15 protein-coding genes are annotated in these 15,227 nt (G+C 59.9%); 2 read left to right on the top strand and 13 right to left on the bottom strand.

The window, feature by feature from the left end:
* Window positions 1–8: 8 nt before the first annotated feature.
* The 11 genes from N4R57_05285 to N4R57_05335 form a co-directional block, all read right to left on the bottom strand.
* On the bottom strand, window positions 9–866 hold the full coding sequence (locus tag N4R57_05285) for a tetratricopeptide repeat protein (GenBank protein ID UYV38489.1): 858 nt from the start codon (window positions 864–866) through the stop codon (window positions 9–11).
* 38 nt (window positions 867–904) lie between these two features.
* Window positions 905–1,459 carry a tetratricopeptide repeat protein gene (locus N4R57_05290; protein UYV38490.1) on the bottom strand — a complete coding sequence of 185 codons (555 nt, stop codon included), beginning with the start codon at window positions 1,457–1,459 and terminating at the stop codon, window positions 905–907.
* Between the two features lie 148 nt (window positions 1,460–1,607).
* The gene (locus N4R57_05295; protein UYV38491.1) at window positions 1,608–2,579 is read right to left on the bottom strand and encodes a type II secretion system F family protein; all 972 of its coding nucleotides are present in this window, start codon (window positions 2,577–2,579) and stop codon (window positions 1,608–1,610) included.
* A gap of 15 nt (window positions 2,580–2,594) precedes the next feature.
* On the bottom strand, window positions 2,595–3,563 hold the full coding sequence (locus tag N4R57_05300) for a type II secretion system F family protein (protein UYV38492.1): 969 nt from the start codon (window positions 3,561–3,563) through the stop codon (window positions 2,595–2,597).
* Between the two features lie 5 nt (window positions 3,564–3,568).
* Window positions 3,569–5,023, bottom strand: a complete 1,455-nt coding sequence (locus N4R57_05305) for a CpaF family protein (protein ID UYV38493.1) — start codon at window positions 5,021–5,023, stop codon at window positions 3,569–3,571.
* Window positions 5,024–5,041: 18 nt separating this feature from the next.
* Window positions 5,042–6,280: an AAA family ATPase gene (locus N4R57_05310; protein ID UYV38494.1), complete on the bottom strand. Its 1,239-nt coding sequence runs from the start codon at window positions 6,278–6,280 to the stop codon at window positions 5,042–5,044.
* A 419-nt stretch (window positions 6,281–6,699) separates the two neighbouring features.
* Window positions 6,700–7,356 (bottom strand): OmpA family protein, encoded by a 657-nt coding sequence (locus N4R57_05315; protein UYV38495.1) that lies wholly within the window; start codon window positions 7,354–7,356, stop codon window positions 6,700–6,702.
* Between the two features lie 16 nt (window positions 7,357–7,372).
* Window positions 7,373–8,800 (bottom strand): type II and III secretion system protein family protein, encoded by a 1,428-nt coding sequence (locus N4R57_05320; GenBank protein UYV38496.1) that lies wholly within the window; start codon window positions 8,798–8,800, stop codon window positions 7,373–7,375.
* A 229-nt stretch (window positions 8,801–9,029) separates the two neighbouring features.
* The gene (cpaB, locus tag N4R57_05325) at window positions 9,030–9,911 is read right to left on the bottom strand and encodes a Flp pilus assembly protein CpaB (protein UYV38497.1); all 882 of its coding nucleotides are present in this window, start codon (window positions 9,909–9,911) and stop codon (window positions 9,030–9,032) included.
* Window positions 9,912–10,199: 288 nt separating this feature from the next.
* Window positions 10,200–10,388, bottom strand: a complete 189-nt coding sequence (locus N4R57_05330) for a hypothetical protein (GenBank protein UYV38498.1) — start codon at window positions 10,386–10,388, stop codon at window positions 10,200–10,202.
* 150 nt (window positions 10,389–10,538) lie between these two features.
* Window positions 10,539–10,718 carry a hypothetical protein gene (locus N4R57_05335; GenBank protein ID UYV38499.1) on the bottom strand — a complete coding sequence of 60 codons (180 nt, stop codon included), beginning with the start codon at window positions 10,716–10,718 and terminating at the stop codon, window positions 10,539–10,541.
* Window positions 10,719–11,085: 367 nt separating this feature from the next.
* On the opposite strand from N4R57_05335, the gene N4R57_05340 reads away from it, so the two are divergent.
* Together N4R57_05340 and N4R57_05345 are read left to right on the top strand one after the other, a co-directional pair.
* Window positions 11,086–11,964 carry a lytic transglycosylase domain-containing protein gene (locus N4R57_05340; protein UYV38500.1) on the top strand — a complete coding sequence of 293 codons (879 nt, stop codon included), beginning with the start codon at window positions 11,086–11,088 and terminating at the stop codon, window positions 11,962–11,964.
* A complete protein-coding gene (locus N4R57_05345) occupies window positions 11,964–13,139 on the top strand; it encodes a UbiA family prenyltransferase (protein UYV38501.1) in 1,176 nt (391 codons plus the stop codon). Before N4R57_05340 ends, N4R57_05345 begins: the two co-directional genes overlap by 1 nt.
* A gap of 35 nt (window positions 13,140–13,174) precedes the next feature.
* On the opposite strand, the gene N4R57_05350 is transcribed toward N4R57_05345, so the two are convergent.
* On the bottom strand, window positions 13,175–13,912 hold the full coding sequence (locus tag N4R57_05350; protein UYV38502.1) for an SDR family oxidoreductase: 738 nt from the start codon (window positions 13,910–13,912) through the stop codon (window positions 13,175–13,177).
* Window positions 13,909–15,213 (bottom strand): FAD-binding oxidoreductase, encoded by a 1,305-nt coding sequence (locus N4R57_05355; protein ID UYV39510.1) that lies wholly within the window; start codon window positions 15,211–15,213, stop codon window positions 13,909–13,911. Before N4R57_05355 ends, N4R57_05350 begins: the two co-directional genes overlap by 4 nt.
* Between the last annotated feature and the right edge of the window lie 14 nt (window positions 15,214–15,227).

The following is a 15,227-nucleotide window of genomic DNA, read 5'->3' on the forward strand; positions in this document are numbered from 1 at the left end:
GCGCCGGCTTAGTTGGTCACGTTCGATTCCAGCGCGCGCAAGCTACGCACGGCGGCTTCGAAGTGTTGTGGATGGGTGTCGATCGCTTCGCGCAGCAGGCCTTTGCCGGTTTCGACGTCGCCCTGTTTGATCGCCGAGAGGCCCAGCGTGTGCAACAGTTGCGCACGTTCGGACTGGCTCATCGGGATGACGGGCAGGTTATAGTTGCGCTGCGCCCCGCGGGCCAGAACCATGTTGTTCTTGGCGGTAAAGAGCGTTTTGTCGTGTTTGATCGCATCACCGAACAGGCGCTCGGCCTCGGTGAAATCGCCACGGGTCAGTTTGGAATAGCCCCAGTTGTTCATCACGCCGCCGGGGCGGGTGGTGAGACCAACGGCGGTTTCATAGAAGCTGTCGGCTTTTTTCCACTGCTTCTTGCTGTCGGCAACCATCGCTTCGAGGCGGTAGCGTTTGAAGGTCTCGTGGGTGGGGGGCACGGTGTTGAGCGTGGCCTCGGCGGATTTCCAATCGGCGGCGCGGATCTGGGCATCGGCCAGATCGACGCGGTCGTCATCGGTTGCGCCGTCGAGTTTGACCACCTTTTGATAGGCGCTGACCGCTTCGGTGGCGCGTTTGGCGCGCACCAGCGATTGCGCCAGCCCACGTTGCAGATCAATCCGTTCGGGGTGATCCTTGGTTGCGCGCTGGAAATAGGTGACCGCTTCGTTGGGGTCAGCCACGGTGAGCATGATGTCGTTGAGATTGCTCTCATCCACCACGTTCACATTTTGCAATGCGCGGTTTACGTCGCCGTTCTGGGTCTTGTCACAGGCGGTCAGAAATACCGCACCCGTCAGGCACAGGGAAAGAATCTTGAAGTGGCGCATGTTTCCTGCGTCCTTTTACTGCCTCAGCCTCAATCTGCTCATGGTATCTGACGTATCAGGAAGTCGCTGCTTCCGCGCCGTACCAATTTATAGTCTTGTTCTTGGACCCCATCATACGTTGACTCTTCGGATTTTGCGAGTGCCAAGCGTAAATTATCACGAATTGAGTCACTTTCGCCATTGTCGAGCGCATAGGCGCGGCGAAAGACCTGTTCGGCTTCGGGGAATTTGCGTTGTTCCATCAGGACAACGCCGAGATTGTTCCATGTTTCGGGGATGGTGTCATCGGCCTTGACCGCGCGGCGCAACAGCTTTTCCGACTGGCCCAGTCGCCCCAGCCCGAGATTGGCAGAGCCAAGCGCGGAGAGCACATCGACGGTCAACCCATGCTCGGCGGCGGCGCGGGTGAAGGCCTGAAGGGCGAGTTCGTTTTCGCCCGCCGCCATAAGGCGATGGCCCACGATTAACCCGTCAACGGCGTCTGCATTTTGCTTGGTGCCGGGCGCAAAGGGGCTGTTGCGTGACGGCCCAAGGGGCGCGGAACACGCAGACAAACACGCGCAGAAAATAACAATAAGGCCCATACGGGTCATGTGTTGGCTCGACAGGTTGTTTTTTGGTTTTGTCGTTTGAGGCAAGAATGACCCGAAATATTGTCGTTGAGAACAAAAAATCCCCGGCCCGGCTTTTTTCAAGCCGGACCGAGGATTGGGTGCATCACTTGATCGCGTTTGGCGCGGATCAGTTGCCCATATTGCCGAGCTGCGAGATGCCGTGCACGGACGGACCCACAAGGATGATGAGCAGCGGTGGCACGGTGAGCATCATCGTGGCGAGCGTCATCTTGGTCGGCAGTTTGTTGGCGGCCTCTTCGGCGCGCATCACACGTTTGTCGCGCATTTCTCCGGCATAGACGCGCAGGGCGTCCGAGATCGGTGTCCCGAAGGATTGCGACTGGTTCAGAACGGTCACGAAGCTGGAGACGTCCTGCACACCGCAGCGTTCGGACATGTCGTTCAGGACGTTGGATTTGTCCTTACCGGCCTTCATTTCGTGCGCGACCATTTCGAATTCATCCGCCAGCGCCGGATAGGAGGCGCGGATTTCAGCGGCGACGCGAATGATCGCCTGATCCATCGACTGACCCGCTTCGACGCAGACAAGCATCATGTCGAGCGCATCGGGGAAGCCGTTGGTGATCTCTTCCTGACGTTTGCCCTGACGTTTTGTCACCCAGTATTTGGGCAGCATATAGCCGGCGGCACCGGGGCCAAGGATATACATCAGCGTTTGCTGCGTGTTGGTTTCACCCCCTGATTTGACGAGGATGAAATAGATCACCCCGGCAATCAGGAAACCAATCCCAAGCGCGAATTGCGCAAAGTGGAAGTAGCGCACGGCGTCGCGGTCGCGGTAGCCCGCCTGCAGCAGCTTGAGCTTGAGGCCGGCGAGTTCTTCTTCGTTTTGCGGCTCAAGGAATTGCGCGTATTTCTCGAGTTTGTCGTTGCGCTGTTTGTTGCGCAGCTTGTCCTTGTGGTCGAGCTCGTTCTTGGCCGATTGCTGGGACTTTTTGAGCTTGTCCAGCGGGTCGACTTCGCGCTTAAGGAAAAGCGGCAGGGTGACGAGGATCATCACAACACCGAGCATTCCGACGGCGATCAGCGGGCCCATCGGGCCAAGCAGTTCAGTCAGGGTTTTATTGAGTGCGTCCATTGGTATGCCCTCCGATCAGACTTTGATGTTGGTGAGCCAGCGCATCACGATAAGGTTCAGCGTCAGGAAACCACCGACAAAAAGACATGCCGGAATAAAGTAGGGGTGATCCATCACTTCATCATAGTAGCCCGGATCGGTCAGCAGGATCGCCATAAGAGCGAACACTGGGAAGCCCGACAGAAACTTGCCTGACCACTGGGCCTCGGCGGTGATGGCTTTTACGCGGCGGAACAGGCGGAAGCGGGCACGGATCACCGCGGCGAGACCGGCGAGGATTTCGGCGAGGTTACCACCCGATTGCTGTTGAATGGTCACGGCCACGGCGAGGAAGCGCAAATCCTGAAGACCGATACGTTCGGCCATATCCTTGAGCGCTTCGCCCATGTCACGGCCATAGGCGGTTTCGTCCGAGATAATGCCGAATTCCGAGGCGAGGGGATCTTTGACCTCTTTCGAGACGATCTGGATCGCCGACGAGAACGGATGGCCCACACGCAGCGAACGCACCATGAGTTCAACCGCATCGGGCAGTTGCTCTTCGATCATCGAGAGGCGTTTCTTGGCCTTGTTGGAGACCCAGAAATAGACCCCGCCGATGCCCATTGCGGGGGCGATGGCGGCACGGATTTCAACGGCGGTTTCGGTGCCGATGGTCAGCCCGACAAAAGACACCGCCGACAGGCCCGCCATGATCATGATGAGCTGAACCGGGGTAAAGGCAATCGCCGCTTTCTGGGCTTTGTCAGCCAAGAGGGAGTAGAGCGGGATTTTCCGCGACTTCATGTGCTGGTGCATCTCCTTGCGGAGTTTTTCCATCACTTCTTCGCGGTTGGTGCCTTTTTCGAGCATCTCGAGCCGGCGGTTCACGCGGCTGTTGAGCGAAATCGACTTGCCGAACATGGTCAGGTAGAGACCTTCGACAAGCACGAGCACGCCGATGAAAATCAGGCCGTAGATAAGGGGTTCTGCGCTGATGGACATGTGGTTTACTCCGCAGCCAATGTGGGTTCAAAGATTGCCGGTGGCAGGTCATAGCCCCACAGGCGGAAACGTTCGGAGAAGTGCGAGCGCACGCCCGTCGCGGTGAAATGGCCGATGATCTTGTTTTCCGGCGTCAGGCCGACGCGTTGGAAGCGGAACACTTCCTGCATCGAGATCACGTCGCCTTCCATGCCGGTGATTTCCGTGATCGAAGTCATCCGGCGCGAGCCGTCCTGAAGGCGCGAGGCCTGCACGATAAGGTTCACAGCCGAGGAAATTTGCGAGCGCACGGCCTTGAGCGGCATTTCGATCCCGGCCATGGCGATCATGTTTTCCAGACGGCTGATACCGTCGCGGGCGTTGTTGGCGTGGATCGTGGTCATCGAGCCGTCGTGGCCGGTGTTCATGGCCTGGAGCATGTCGATAACTTCTTCGCCCCGCGTTTCCCCAACGATGATCCGGTCAGGACGCATCCGAAGGGCGTTTTTCAGACAGTCGCGGGGGGAAACCTCGCCTTTGCCCTCGACGTTGGGGGGGCGGCTTTCCATCCGACCGACGTGGGTCTGTTGCAGTTGAAGTTCGGCCGTATCCTCGATTGTGAGGATACGTTCGGCATCGTCGATGAACGACGACAGCGCGTTGAGCGTTGTGGTTTTACCAGAGCCCGTCCCGCCCGACACGATCACGTTGAGGCGGCAGGCCACGGCGGCCTGAAGGTAGGCGGCCATTTGTTCGGAGAACGCGCCGAAGTTGACCAGCTCGTCGATGCCGAGCTTGTCCTTTTTAAACTTACGAATGGAGACCAGCGAGCCATCAACCGCGATTGGCGGCACCATGGCGTTGAAACGCGAGCCATCCTGCAAACGGGCGTCAACATAGGGGTTGGATTCATCAACCCGGCGACCCACGGCGGAAACGATCTTGTCGATGATCCGCATCAGGTGTTTTTCGTCTTTGAAGGTGATGTCGGTCAGCGTTAGCTTGCCATCACGTTCGACGAAAATCTGTTTCGGGCCGTTGACGAGAATATCGTTCACGCCATCGTCTTGCAAAAGCGTTTCGAGCGGGCCGAGGCCTTTGACCTCGAAGAACAGTTCCTGATTGAGCTGATTGCGATCCTCGCGGTTCAGCACAACGGCTTTCTGGTTCAGAACCTCGTTGGTGATCTCGTTGATCTCGGCACGCAGGTCGGCCTCGCTTGCCTGATCAAGGGCGGCGAGGTTGAGGTTTTCCAGCAGCTCACGGTGCAGTTCGAGCTTGAGCTCGCCCATGCGGTCCTTGCGCTTTTGTTCCTTGTCGTCAGGGGCTGCGCGCGCGGCCGTTTTCTGAGACGGGCGGCGCATGGAGGCCGCGACGTCCTCTTTGGGCGCGTCGGAGGCTTTTGGAAGCTCGGTGACGTTGCCGCCGGCGGCTTTGACGGGCTTGCGGGGAGCGTCGTTCTTTTTGTAGCGCGAAAACATCTGACTTTATCCTTTGCTTCAGGCCGCCTCGGCCGAGTCCTGACCGATTTCATGCAGGCTCTGGGCGAGTTTTGCGATTTCCTTGCGCAGCGGGTTCTTGGCCGCCGACGAGGCGAGGGGAAGACCGTGGTCGCCCGCCTGCATCACCGGCTTTCCGCCATCGGGAAGTTGTAATTCCACAGAGATATCAAGGCTTTCTCCCAAACGCTTCACGCGGGATTTGCCGTTGAGATCGGTGAATTTCGGCGCCCGGTTCAGCACATAGCGCAGCTTTTCATAGGGCAGCTCTTCGCCTTGCAGCGCGCGTTTGAGGCGCAGCGTGTTCTGGGCCGAGCGCATGTCGAGTTCAAGCGTGCCGAAATAGACATGCGCGGCGTTGAGCACCACTTCGCTCCATTGCACCAGGGTCTTGGGCATGTCGATGATGACGTAATCAAAATGGCTTTTGGCCATGTCGAGCACGGCGGTCACGTCCTCGGAGGTGATCAGGTCAAGCGGCAGCATCTCGGTTGGGGCGGTCAACACGCGCAGTTTTTCTTCGAAGGTCACAAGGGCCTGCTTGAACACATCGTCATCCATGCCGTCGGTGTCGGTCAGCATTTCATAGACGGCCTCGCGGCGGGGCAGGTCGAGATAGGTCGACACGGCGCCAAACTGGAGGTCGAGGTCCATCAGGCAAACGCTGGGCGAGTCGGTCTTGTCGATTGTTGCGAGTTCCCAAGCGAGGTTCACCGCAAGCGTGGTCGCGCCGGTGCCGCCAGCAAGGCCATGCACGGCGATGATGACGCCATCGCGGTTGCCCGGTCCGGTGGCTTTGGTCGGGGCCGCTGTGGGTTGAGGAATAGGCTCGGGCGTTTGCAGGCGCAGAATCGCGGCCTGAAGCTCGTTTTCGGGAAGCGGGTAGGGGACGAATTCATCGGCGCCATGGCGCAGCAGCTGGTGCAGCGCGGCGGGGCTGACATCTTCGGCGATGAGAATCACCTTGATGCCCTTGGCCTTGGCGGTTTCGATGATTTCACCCAGCATGACGAGTTTTTCCTCGTCGCTCTCATCAATGGCAATTGCCACAAATTCGAGAGATTCGGCTTCTGGCTGACTGAAGAAAGATTTGGCCTCGGCAAAGCCGAGATCACCCCAGTTTTCACCAAGGGCGGTCTCCATATCTTCGATCAGAAGATCGAAATTCTGCACGTCACGGCTGATCGTACAGGCTTGAAGCGGGCTCGTTTCCGCTTGCAGAAGCTCATTACTCGTCATCGCCTCTAATCCTTTTTGATGCGGGTTTGCGCCGCGTATCCCTGTGTTGGATTTTTCCGCAACAGGTGGCCTCAACCCGGCACCCATTTCATTGGGCGCACATTCTTTCACATGGGGGCAATCTGTTCGCGAACTGGGGCAACATTAGGGCTAAAAAACCGAAATTGTGCGGAATTCTGCGACGATCAGGGGGGGGGGGGTGCCTTGGTTGCGGAGGCGGAAACGCTGTGTGATCGGCGATCGGGGCGCGGAAAATGCGCTGGCCGGGGGGAGGGGATTTCGCCCCAGTGAGGCCCAGTGAAGCCCTGTGCGAGGGTATAGGCGTGTATCCGGGAATATTTTAGGCAAATGGTGGGCAAAAAATTGGGGCGCCCGAAGGCGCCCAGTGAGGTAGTCCGGTTCGATTGCTGTGATCCGGTTTATTCGGTTGTCTTGAAGTCCCGGCCGCTGATCCCGGAGAGGGCCGCTTTGGGCTCGGCGCTGTTGACGTATTCGCGGTAAACCACTGCGGCATAGTTGCCATCGAGAGTGCCGTGGTATTTGCGCGCAAAGCCGGAAACTTCGGTCACGGTGCGCCGATTGCGGCGGTCGCGGCCTTGGGTCATGATGACCGGCTGTGTTTCGCCAAACGAGGCAACCGCTTCGAGGCGCGAGCGGCTGATGCCTTGGGTCGAGAGGAAACGCACCACCGCCTGTGCCCGGCGCAGGCCGAGGCGTTTGTTATAGGCGCTGGAGCCCGGCGCATCGGCGTGACCATAGACCCGGAAGCGGACTTCGGGGAATTGGCGGATCCAATGGGCCTGTTGGCGCAGGGTATCGCGCGAGCCGGCGTCCAGAACCGTGCTATCGAAGGCGAAATTGACCGTCGAGGGCACTTCCTGAGCGAAGCGGCTTGCCAGAGCGTGGACGTAGCTGCGCTCGCCCGACATCATCTGTGTGTTGTTCATCGTCGCGTTACCGAAGTAACCATCGTCGATGCCTGCGCCCGCTTCGCGGAAGAAGGATTGGCCGCCGGGGGTGTTCACTGCACATGCAGTGAGCGCCACAAGGCTGATCGGTGCAATCAGTTTCAACATGTGCATGCTCCCTGCATCAATCCATTACATAGCCGTAAGAGCCGGTGAAATCCTGCTTGGCCACTTCCCCGGCTGCGCCGCGGGTGGGGCGGGTGCCTTTGCGGGCAACCTTGCCATTCAGGAAGAGGTCTTTCTCGGTCGGCGGGCGGATCCTGTCAGTTGGCAGGGCCAGTGCTTCGCCGCGAGTCGGCGTCACCAGATGGGCGGTGACGATGATGACCAGCTCAGATTGTGACCGTTGGTAGGACGCCGAGCGGAACAGAGCGCCAAGGACCGGAACATCGCCCAGCCACGGCACCTGACCGTTCACATCCTGAAAGTCATCCTGCAACAGACCCGCGATGGCAAAGCTGTCCCCGTCGCGAAGTTCCACGGTGGTGGAGGTTTCGCGGCGTTTGAAGGCGCTGATCGAGAAGTTGTTGAAGTTTGCGGCGTTGGTTGGGTCAAGCGACGAGACCGCGGCTTCCATTTCTAGGTTGATGAGGTCGCCATCGACAACGCGCGGGGTGAAGTTGAGCTCAACCCCGAACGGTTTGAATTCGATGGTGATGGCACCGTTGTCCTGGCTGACCGGGATTGGGTATTCGCCACCGGCGAGGAACTTGGCCTCTTGGCCCGAAAGGGCAGTGAGGTTGGGTTCGGCCAGGGTGCGCACAACCCCTTTGCTTTCAAGGGCTTCCAGAAGGACACCGACCTGAACAGCGCCGGCGTTGAAGCCAAAGACCATGGCGCCGTTGCTATCGGAAGTGGCCGGAATGGCCCCGCCGAGCGAGGTGCCGACCGCGCCGGAGTTGTTGTTGCTGTTGGTGCCGCCATTCACGCCCAGACCGCCACCGAACATGGCACCGTCAAGCGCCAGAGAGGTGGAGAGCGATTTGGACACGGTGCGCTGCATTTCGGCAAAGCGCACTTTCAACATCACCTGTTGAACGCCGCCAACAGCCATCAGGTTCGAGACCCGCTCTGGTGCGTAGCGTTCCGCGAGATCAAGCGCCCGTTGCAGGCGCTGTGACGAGGACACGGTGCCGGAAAGCACGATGCCGTCGTTTGCGGTGCGCACTTCGATCTTCTCACCGGGGAGAATTTGGCGCAGGCGCTCTTTGAATTCGGAAATATCCGCCGCCACACGCACATCCACGTTGGTGATAAGCTGGCCATTGGCGTCCAGCAGAGTCAGCGTGGTCAGCCCCGGCGATTTGCCGAGCACATAGATGGTGCGGTCGCTGAGCGATGAAATGTCAGCGATCGACGGGTTTGCGATGGAAAGTTCCGCGAAGGGAACGTCGCTTTCGACCACAACCGCGCGGTTCATAGGAACGCTGAGTGAAGACGATGTGCCACGCTTTACCACGCGAAGGGATTCAGCCACGCCCGTATCCGGAACATGGGCAAACCCAATTGTTAGGCCCAAAAGGGCCGCTGTCAGTATACTTCTCTTCTGCATTGTGACCTGCCTCTCTGATCACACCTCGATTGCGGGTCTTAGTGCCCGTGTTTTGCGGAGCTTGCGTCAATTTTAGTTTTTTTGCAAGAATCAATGGCTTCCAAGCGCCAGCTTATGTGGATAACCGGCAACAGCGGCAAAAAAGCGGCATGCGTGCTTGGGCAATAAAAACGGGGGCAAAGCGCCCCCCGGTTCGAAGATATTGTAGCACAGCAATCGCTTGGCGCGATCAGTTGGTGCAGGGGATCGGAATTTCGACCACCTCGGCACCACGGCGGGTGCGGATGGTGCAGATCTCTTTTTCCTTGGGCGCAGGGGCCGGGGCCTCGGCTGCGGCGATACCAAGGAGAGCGTTCTGGTCGATTTCGATCGGGCCTTCGGCGACACCATCAAGGCCGGGTTCGCCAACGAGGGTCAGGGCAAGGCGCCCGGTTTTTTGACCCTGATTGATGCGCAGCGCCTGTGTCCGGTCAACCGCCACGGTCACGGTGCGGGCAACAGCGGCCTTGGCCACATCGACATTGGCGGATTGGTCAATCGCGATGATCTTGAGGCCGGTTTCGATCAGGCGGGTGACTTCGCGGCTGCTTTCGGTGCCGCGGATTTCGCCTGTCCAGTAGACATCAACAAAGTTGCCGGGGCGCAGGAAGCCCGAAACGCCCGAGGTCACGTCAACCTTGATCGAGGCGGCGCTTTGTCCGGGTTCGAGCAGCGAGGTGATCCCGGCGATCTCGCCCGGTTCGGTGACTTTGACGGCGGTGAGGGCTTCGTTGGCTTCAATGGCGCGCAAGAGCACGCGATTTTCGCCCGAGGGGGCGAAAAGAAGCGGGGTGTTGAATTCCTTGGCACGTTCGGCGGAGTAAAACACGCCTGCGGGCTGGAGGTTTGCGGGCCATTTGACGACGGCCACGGCATCCGGGGTCAGCTCGTCACCGTATTTCATGGGTTTCTTGGCCACATAGATGTCAACGGTATCAATCAACCCGCCATTGGCCTGGCGTTGTCGCTGAAGTTCGGTCTCATAGGCGGCAAACTGGTTCTTGATCATGTACACGGCAAAGCCGGCCAATCCCAGGCCCACGATAAGAACAAGTCCAAATACGGCTCGCATTGTCTCAACCTTTCATTATTGTCCCGGTTCTTTGACCGGTCCCCCGAAGTCCTGTGCGGGGTATATCGGCCTTTAACTGACAGCCGAATATGGCGAAAATCAGGAAAAGGAGAGGTGGTTGATCGACAATTCCGGACAAGAAGCGGAAGTGTTTCCAGTTTCGCGCGGAAGAGGTGGTCGCCGACCAGTTGTATACACGCAAACGGCCCGGCGTTCTGCCAGGCGCCTCGGTGAAGAAGCTTGCATTGCTCGCGCAGTTTTACCGCGCGGCTGAATGTGTAAACCGGATCAGAAGGTCCAGTTGGTCATATAGGTCGCGGTGTCGGTCGACAGATCATTGGTTCCTGTTTCCAGAGCGCCGTAGCCGGCCCCAAGAAGCGTGACAACAAGAGCCGACAGAACAACCCAGTCAACAGTGACCGCACCATCTTCGCTTGCGGCGAAGGTCCGGGGGAAGTCAATCAAGTACCGTTTCATAGGTAGTCTCCCTTGGCAGCGTGTATGCGAAGCGCATAACGGTCCGAACAGATCACATGGAGCAAAACAGAAGGTGCCAGGTGTAGGTTCGGAAAAAGGGCCGCACTCAAGCGAGCGCGGCCCCCTTTGTCTGGTCAGCTAAGCCGAAACTTAGTTCGGTGCTTGGCTGCCCATGTAAGTCGCGGTCGACGCGGTCAGGCCAGTGGCGCCCGACTCGATCGAGGAGTAAGCAGCAACGGCCAGGCCAACCACAGCAGCGGTCAGAACAACCCAGTCAACTGTTACGGCGCCGTCTTCGTCTGCACGGAAGTTTTTGATGAATTTGATCATTGTGTGTCCCTCCAAAGGATCAGTTGAATTAAACCTTAGCAGCAAGTTCGTTGGACCGTTTCTCTCTCATTGGCCCGTTGCCGCTTTGGATGAAGCTATATAGCCCTTGGAATTAGGCAGGAATTGGGCGCGATTTTAGCAATTCAGGTGTAAAATCAGGGCGACAGGTAGAAAAGAGTTAAGTGTCTGTTTTTGCTGCTAAAAATTAGTTAATAAAAGTTAATGTTAGGTGTTGTTAGGGGGTTTTTAGGGGTTGGGCGTGGTAAATGTGGCATATTTCTCGGGGATTTTGAGCGTCGATCTGGTTTGAAACGCATGAACCTGCGAGTATTCCGGTAATAATAACGAGGCAGGGCAGATCGCAAACATGCGACGCAATGGAAAAAAAGTGGCGGTGGCCGCGCTTTTGGCGCTGTCGATCGCGTCTCAGGGTTGGGCAGATGCGCCCAAGCCGTTCGAGAATTTTACCTTTAAGAAGGTGGGCCCCCCAAAGAAGGGCACCAAGAAGAAGCGGATCACCATCCATGTGACGCCAGAAGATATGGCGCGTCAGAACCCCAAGCTTGGCCGTAAGGGCAAGCCGGAAGAAAAAACCGCCACCGGGGCGGCGCCCGCGAAACCGGGGGCCAAGGACCGGCCGGGGCATTACGCGTGGTTCTGGGACAAGATCTCGCCCGATATGGACAAGAGCGGGCCAGGGCGGCTTGAGCTGGCGCTGAACCGGATTGCCAACCCGCCGGGGGGTAAGGGTGGGGTGAAATCGCCACGGCTTCAGGGATTGCAGGAACTGGCGCGCGTGCGTGGTGCAGAGATTTTGCTTGCGACCGTGGGGACCGAAGTGTCGCCTGCTTTGGTTCTGGCGGTGATGTCGGTGGAAAGCGCCGGCAAGATTGACGCGGTATCAAGCGCCGGTGCGCAGGGGTTGATGCAGTTGATGCCCGCCACGGCGGCGCGGTTCGGGGTGACGGATATCACCAAGTCGGATCAGAACATCAAGGGCGGTGTCGCGTTCCTTGATTTTCTGATGAAGGAATTCAACCGTGATCCGATTCTGGTGTTGGCCGGGTATAATGCGGGCGAGGGCGCGGTAAAGACCCACAAGGGCGTGCCACCCTATGCCGAGACCCGCGATTATGTGCCCAAGGTGCTGGCCGCGTTCAACACGGCGCGGGGGCTGTGCCTGACCCGGCCACAGTTGGTCACGGATGGCTGTGTCTTTAATATAGATGTGAGCGGGGGCCAGTAATGACGGCAAGCGAACCGTTGGTTCTGCGCCTTGGTGGCGGGTTTTTGCGCAGCGATCCGGGGCTTGAGCGGGCGCTGGACGGGATTACGGGCGACGGTGTGTTGCGGGTCGATCTGTTGCCGGTGTCCGCCGAGGCGCTGGAGATGGTCGCGGCGGCACGCAGCGAGGGGCGGCAGGTTTTGCTGTCTGCGCAGGGTGAGCCGGAGCTGGCGGCGGCGCTGGCTGCGCATCACGGGTTGGACGGGGTCAGCGAAGCGCCGGGCGCGCGCGTGCCGCAGCCGTGGCGCAAGCGCGATCTGTTGCGCGCGTTAAGGCCGCATCAATGGGTCAAGAACGTGCTGCTTTTGTTGCCGCTGTTGGCGGCGCACCGGTTTGAATGGGCCGCCTTGGTGCAGGTTCTGCTGGGCATCGTGGCGTTTTCGGCGGCGGCGTCGTCGATCTATGTGGTGAATGACCTGCTCGATCTTGAGGCGGACCGGCTTCATGCCAAGAAATGCCGACGCCCGTTTGCGAGCGGTGCTGTTCCGCTAAAGGTTGGCATGGGGGCGTTTGTTGTTCTGGTGGCTGTGGCGCTGGGTGTGGGCGCGCGATTGGGCGGGTTGTTCGTGGCGATCACGCTGGGATATGTCGCTTTGTCGGTGATTTATTCGTTCCGGCTTAAACGCGCGCGTTGGGTCGATATTGGCACGCTGGCCTCGCTTTATACTGTGCGCGTGGTGGCCGGGGCGGCGGCTGTGGCGGTGGACACATCGTTTTACATGATCGTCTTTGTGTTCCCCGTGTTCCTGACGCTGGGTGCGGTAAAGCGGCTGACCGAGCTGACATTGGCCAAGAATGATGACCCGTTGCCGGGGCGCGGATATGGCCGCCCGGACCGCGGGGCATTGTTGAACCTGTCGGTGGTGGGGATGGCGGCGTCTTTGCTCGTCTTCTTCTTATATACGGTGTCACCGCAGGCGTCGGGCCTTTACCCGGACCGGATATTCCTGTGGCTGGCGATGCTGCCGCTGGCGGGGTGGTTGTTCCGCATGGTGCGCTTGGGCTTTTACGGCAAGCAGGATTACGACCCGATTGTTTTTGCCATGCGCGACAAGCGGGGCTTGGGCCTGATCCTGATCACCCTGTCGCTAATGATGTATGGCGCGGGGCTGTTGGGGCCGTGGCTGGGCATGTGAGCGGGCTGGGGATGTGAGGGGGCGCGAGGCCCCGCTCAGATCGAGAGCTTTTTGAAGATCGGTTCCGGGATCGAGCGGATGATCAGCATGATGTAGCGCCAGAAGAACGGCGTGTAGATCACGTTGCGCCGCTTTTTCACAGCGCGCAGGATGTCGGCGGCGACCTTTTCGGGGGGCGCGACGAGGAACATCCCTTCGATGCCCCATGTCATCGCGGTGTCGACAAAGCCGGGTTTGACCGTCACCACATGCCCGCCCGCGCGGGTGAGCCGGTTGCGCAGGCCAGAGAGGTAGGTATGAAACCCCGCCTTGGCCGCGCCATAGACATAGTTGCCCACGCGCCCACGGTCGCCCGCGACCGAACCGACGCCGACGATTGTGCCGCTGCCGCGTTCTTCGATCAGGGGGGCGAGCATTTGCAGGAAGCGCGCCGGGCCGGTGAAGCTGTCCATAATCGTGCCGTCTATCAGGGCGGGATCGGCGTCGATCGCTTCTTGCTCGGGCATAGAGCCGACAAAGACGGCGGCGTTGAGCGTGCCCTCTTGCTGGGCGAGGGTTTCGATCAGCGGCGTGAAGGTCGCGGGTTTGCGGGCGTCGAACTTTACGGCTTGGGCAAGGGGCGCACCGCGGGCGGTGCAATCGGCGGCGATGCGGGCGATGTCGTCCATGTCGCGCCCGGCGAGGAAGAGGCTGTGGCCCTGTTCGGCCAATGTCCGCGCCAGCGCGCGCGCCATCGAGGACGTGGCCCCGAGAATGATCCAGGTCTCTTTCATGATACGCTCCTTAGGCCCAAACGGCGGGTCAGATCGGTTTCCAGCTGGCGTTTGGGGTCGGCCTTGGCGGCCTCGGCGGCCCATTTGGCATGGCCGGGATACATTTGGCGCACGATCGCCCCATCGGCGAGCGAATCCTTGGCGAGATAGACCCGCCCGCCCGCTTGCCCGGCTTTGGTGCCAAGGAAGCGGATCATATCAAGAGCGCGGTCGCGGTTGGGGAAATCAACGGCCAGCGTATAGCCCTCCATCGGGAAGGACATCAGGCCGTCGCCCTGAGGCCCGAGCCGTTTGAGGACGGCAAGGGGAGAGGCAAGGCCGGAGCGGGCGATGACTTCGAGCAATTCGCGCAGCACGGCGACCTCGCCCGTGGGCAGGACGCATTGAAACTGGTGAAAGCCACGTTTGCCATAGAGGCGGTTCCAGTTGAGCACGCGATCGAGCGGGAAGAAAAAATCCTCGACCGTGCGGAACCGGGTGCGCCCACCTTCGGGGACGCGGCCATAGTAGCGGGCGTTGAACGCCTTGACGATGGGTTTGGACAGCGCAAAGTGCGGCGCGTTGAAGGGCACGGATTTCGGCTTGCCGGGGCGCGGGGCGGGGTCGAGGCTGTGCTCGCCTTCCTCGATGATGCCACGGCCAAGGGCGGCGCCTTTGGCGGCGGCGTCGATCCAGCCGACCGTATAGGTGGCGTCGGAGGCGTCCAGCAGGGCGAGGTGTTCATCAAGATCGCCGGCGCGGGATTCGCGGACTTTCATGGTTTCGCCGGAACAGGCGGCCATTTGCAGCCGTGCCGAGACGATCATCCCGGTTTGCCCCATGCCGCCGGTTGTGGCGCGGAACAGGGTGGGGTTCTTGTCAGGCGTGATGGTTTTGAATTTGCCCTGATGCACGAGGGTGATCGACAGCACATGCGCGCCAAAGGCCCCGTCGCGGTGGTGGTTTTTGCCGTGCACATCCATCGCGATACAGCCGCCGACGGTGGCAAAGCCGGTGCCGGGCATGACGGCGGGGATCCAGCCGCGGGGCACAAACAGGCGGGCGAGTTCACCGATGGGCACACCGGCTTCGGCCTCGACCACGCCGGTGGCGGGATCAAACGACAGCACCCGGTCAAGCCGGGTCATATCGACCGCGCGACCATCGGAGTTGAGGCAGGCATCACCATAGGAACGGCGCGCGCCAATGGCGGGGGTGGGGGGCAGGTCACGCAGGGCGGAGAGGCGTTCGGGGCGGGCGAGATCGCCTTCGGCCTCGATCACACGGCCCCAGCCGGTATAGCGGTCAGATTTCCAGCGCATCGGCGCGCTCCTTT

This window comes from Rhodobacteraceae bacterium D3-12 (genome assembly GCA_025916135.1).
Lineage (GTDB): Bacteria > Pseudomonadota > Alphaproteobacteria > Rhodobacterales > Rhodobacteraceae > JAKGBX01.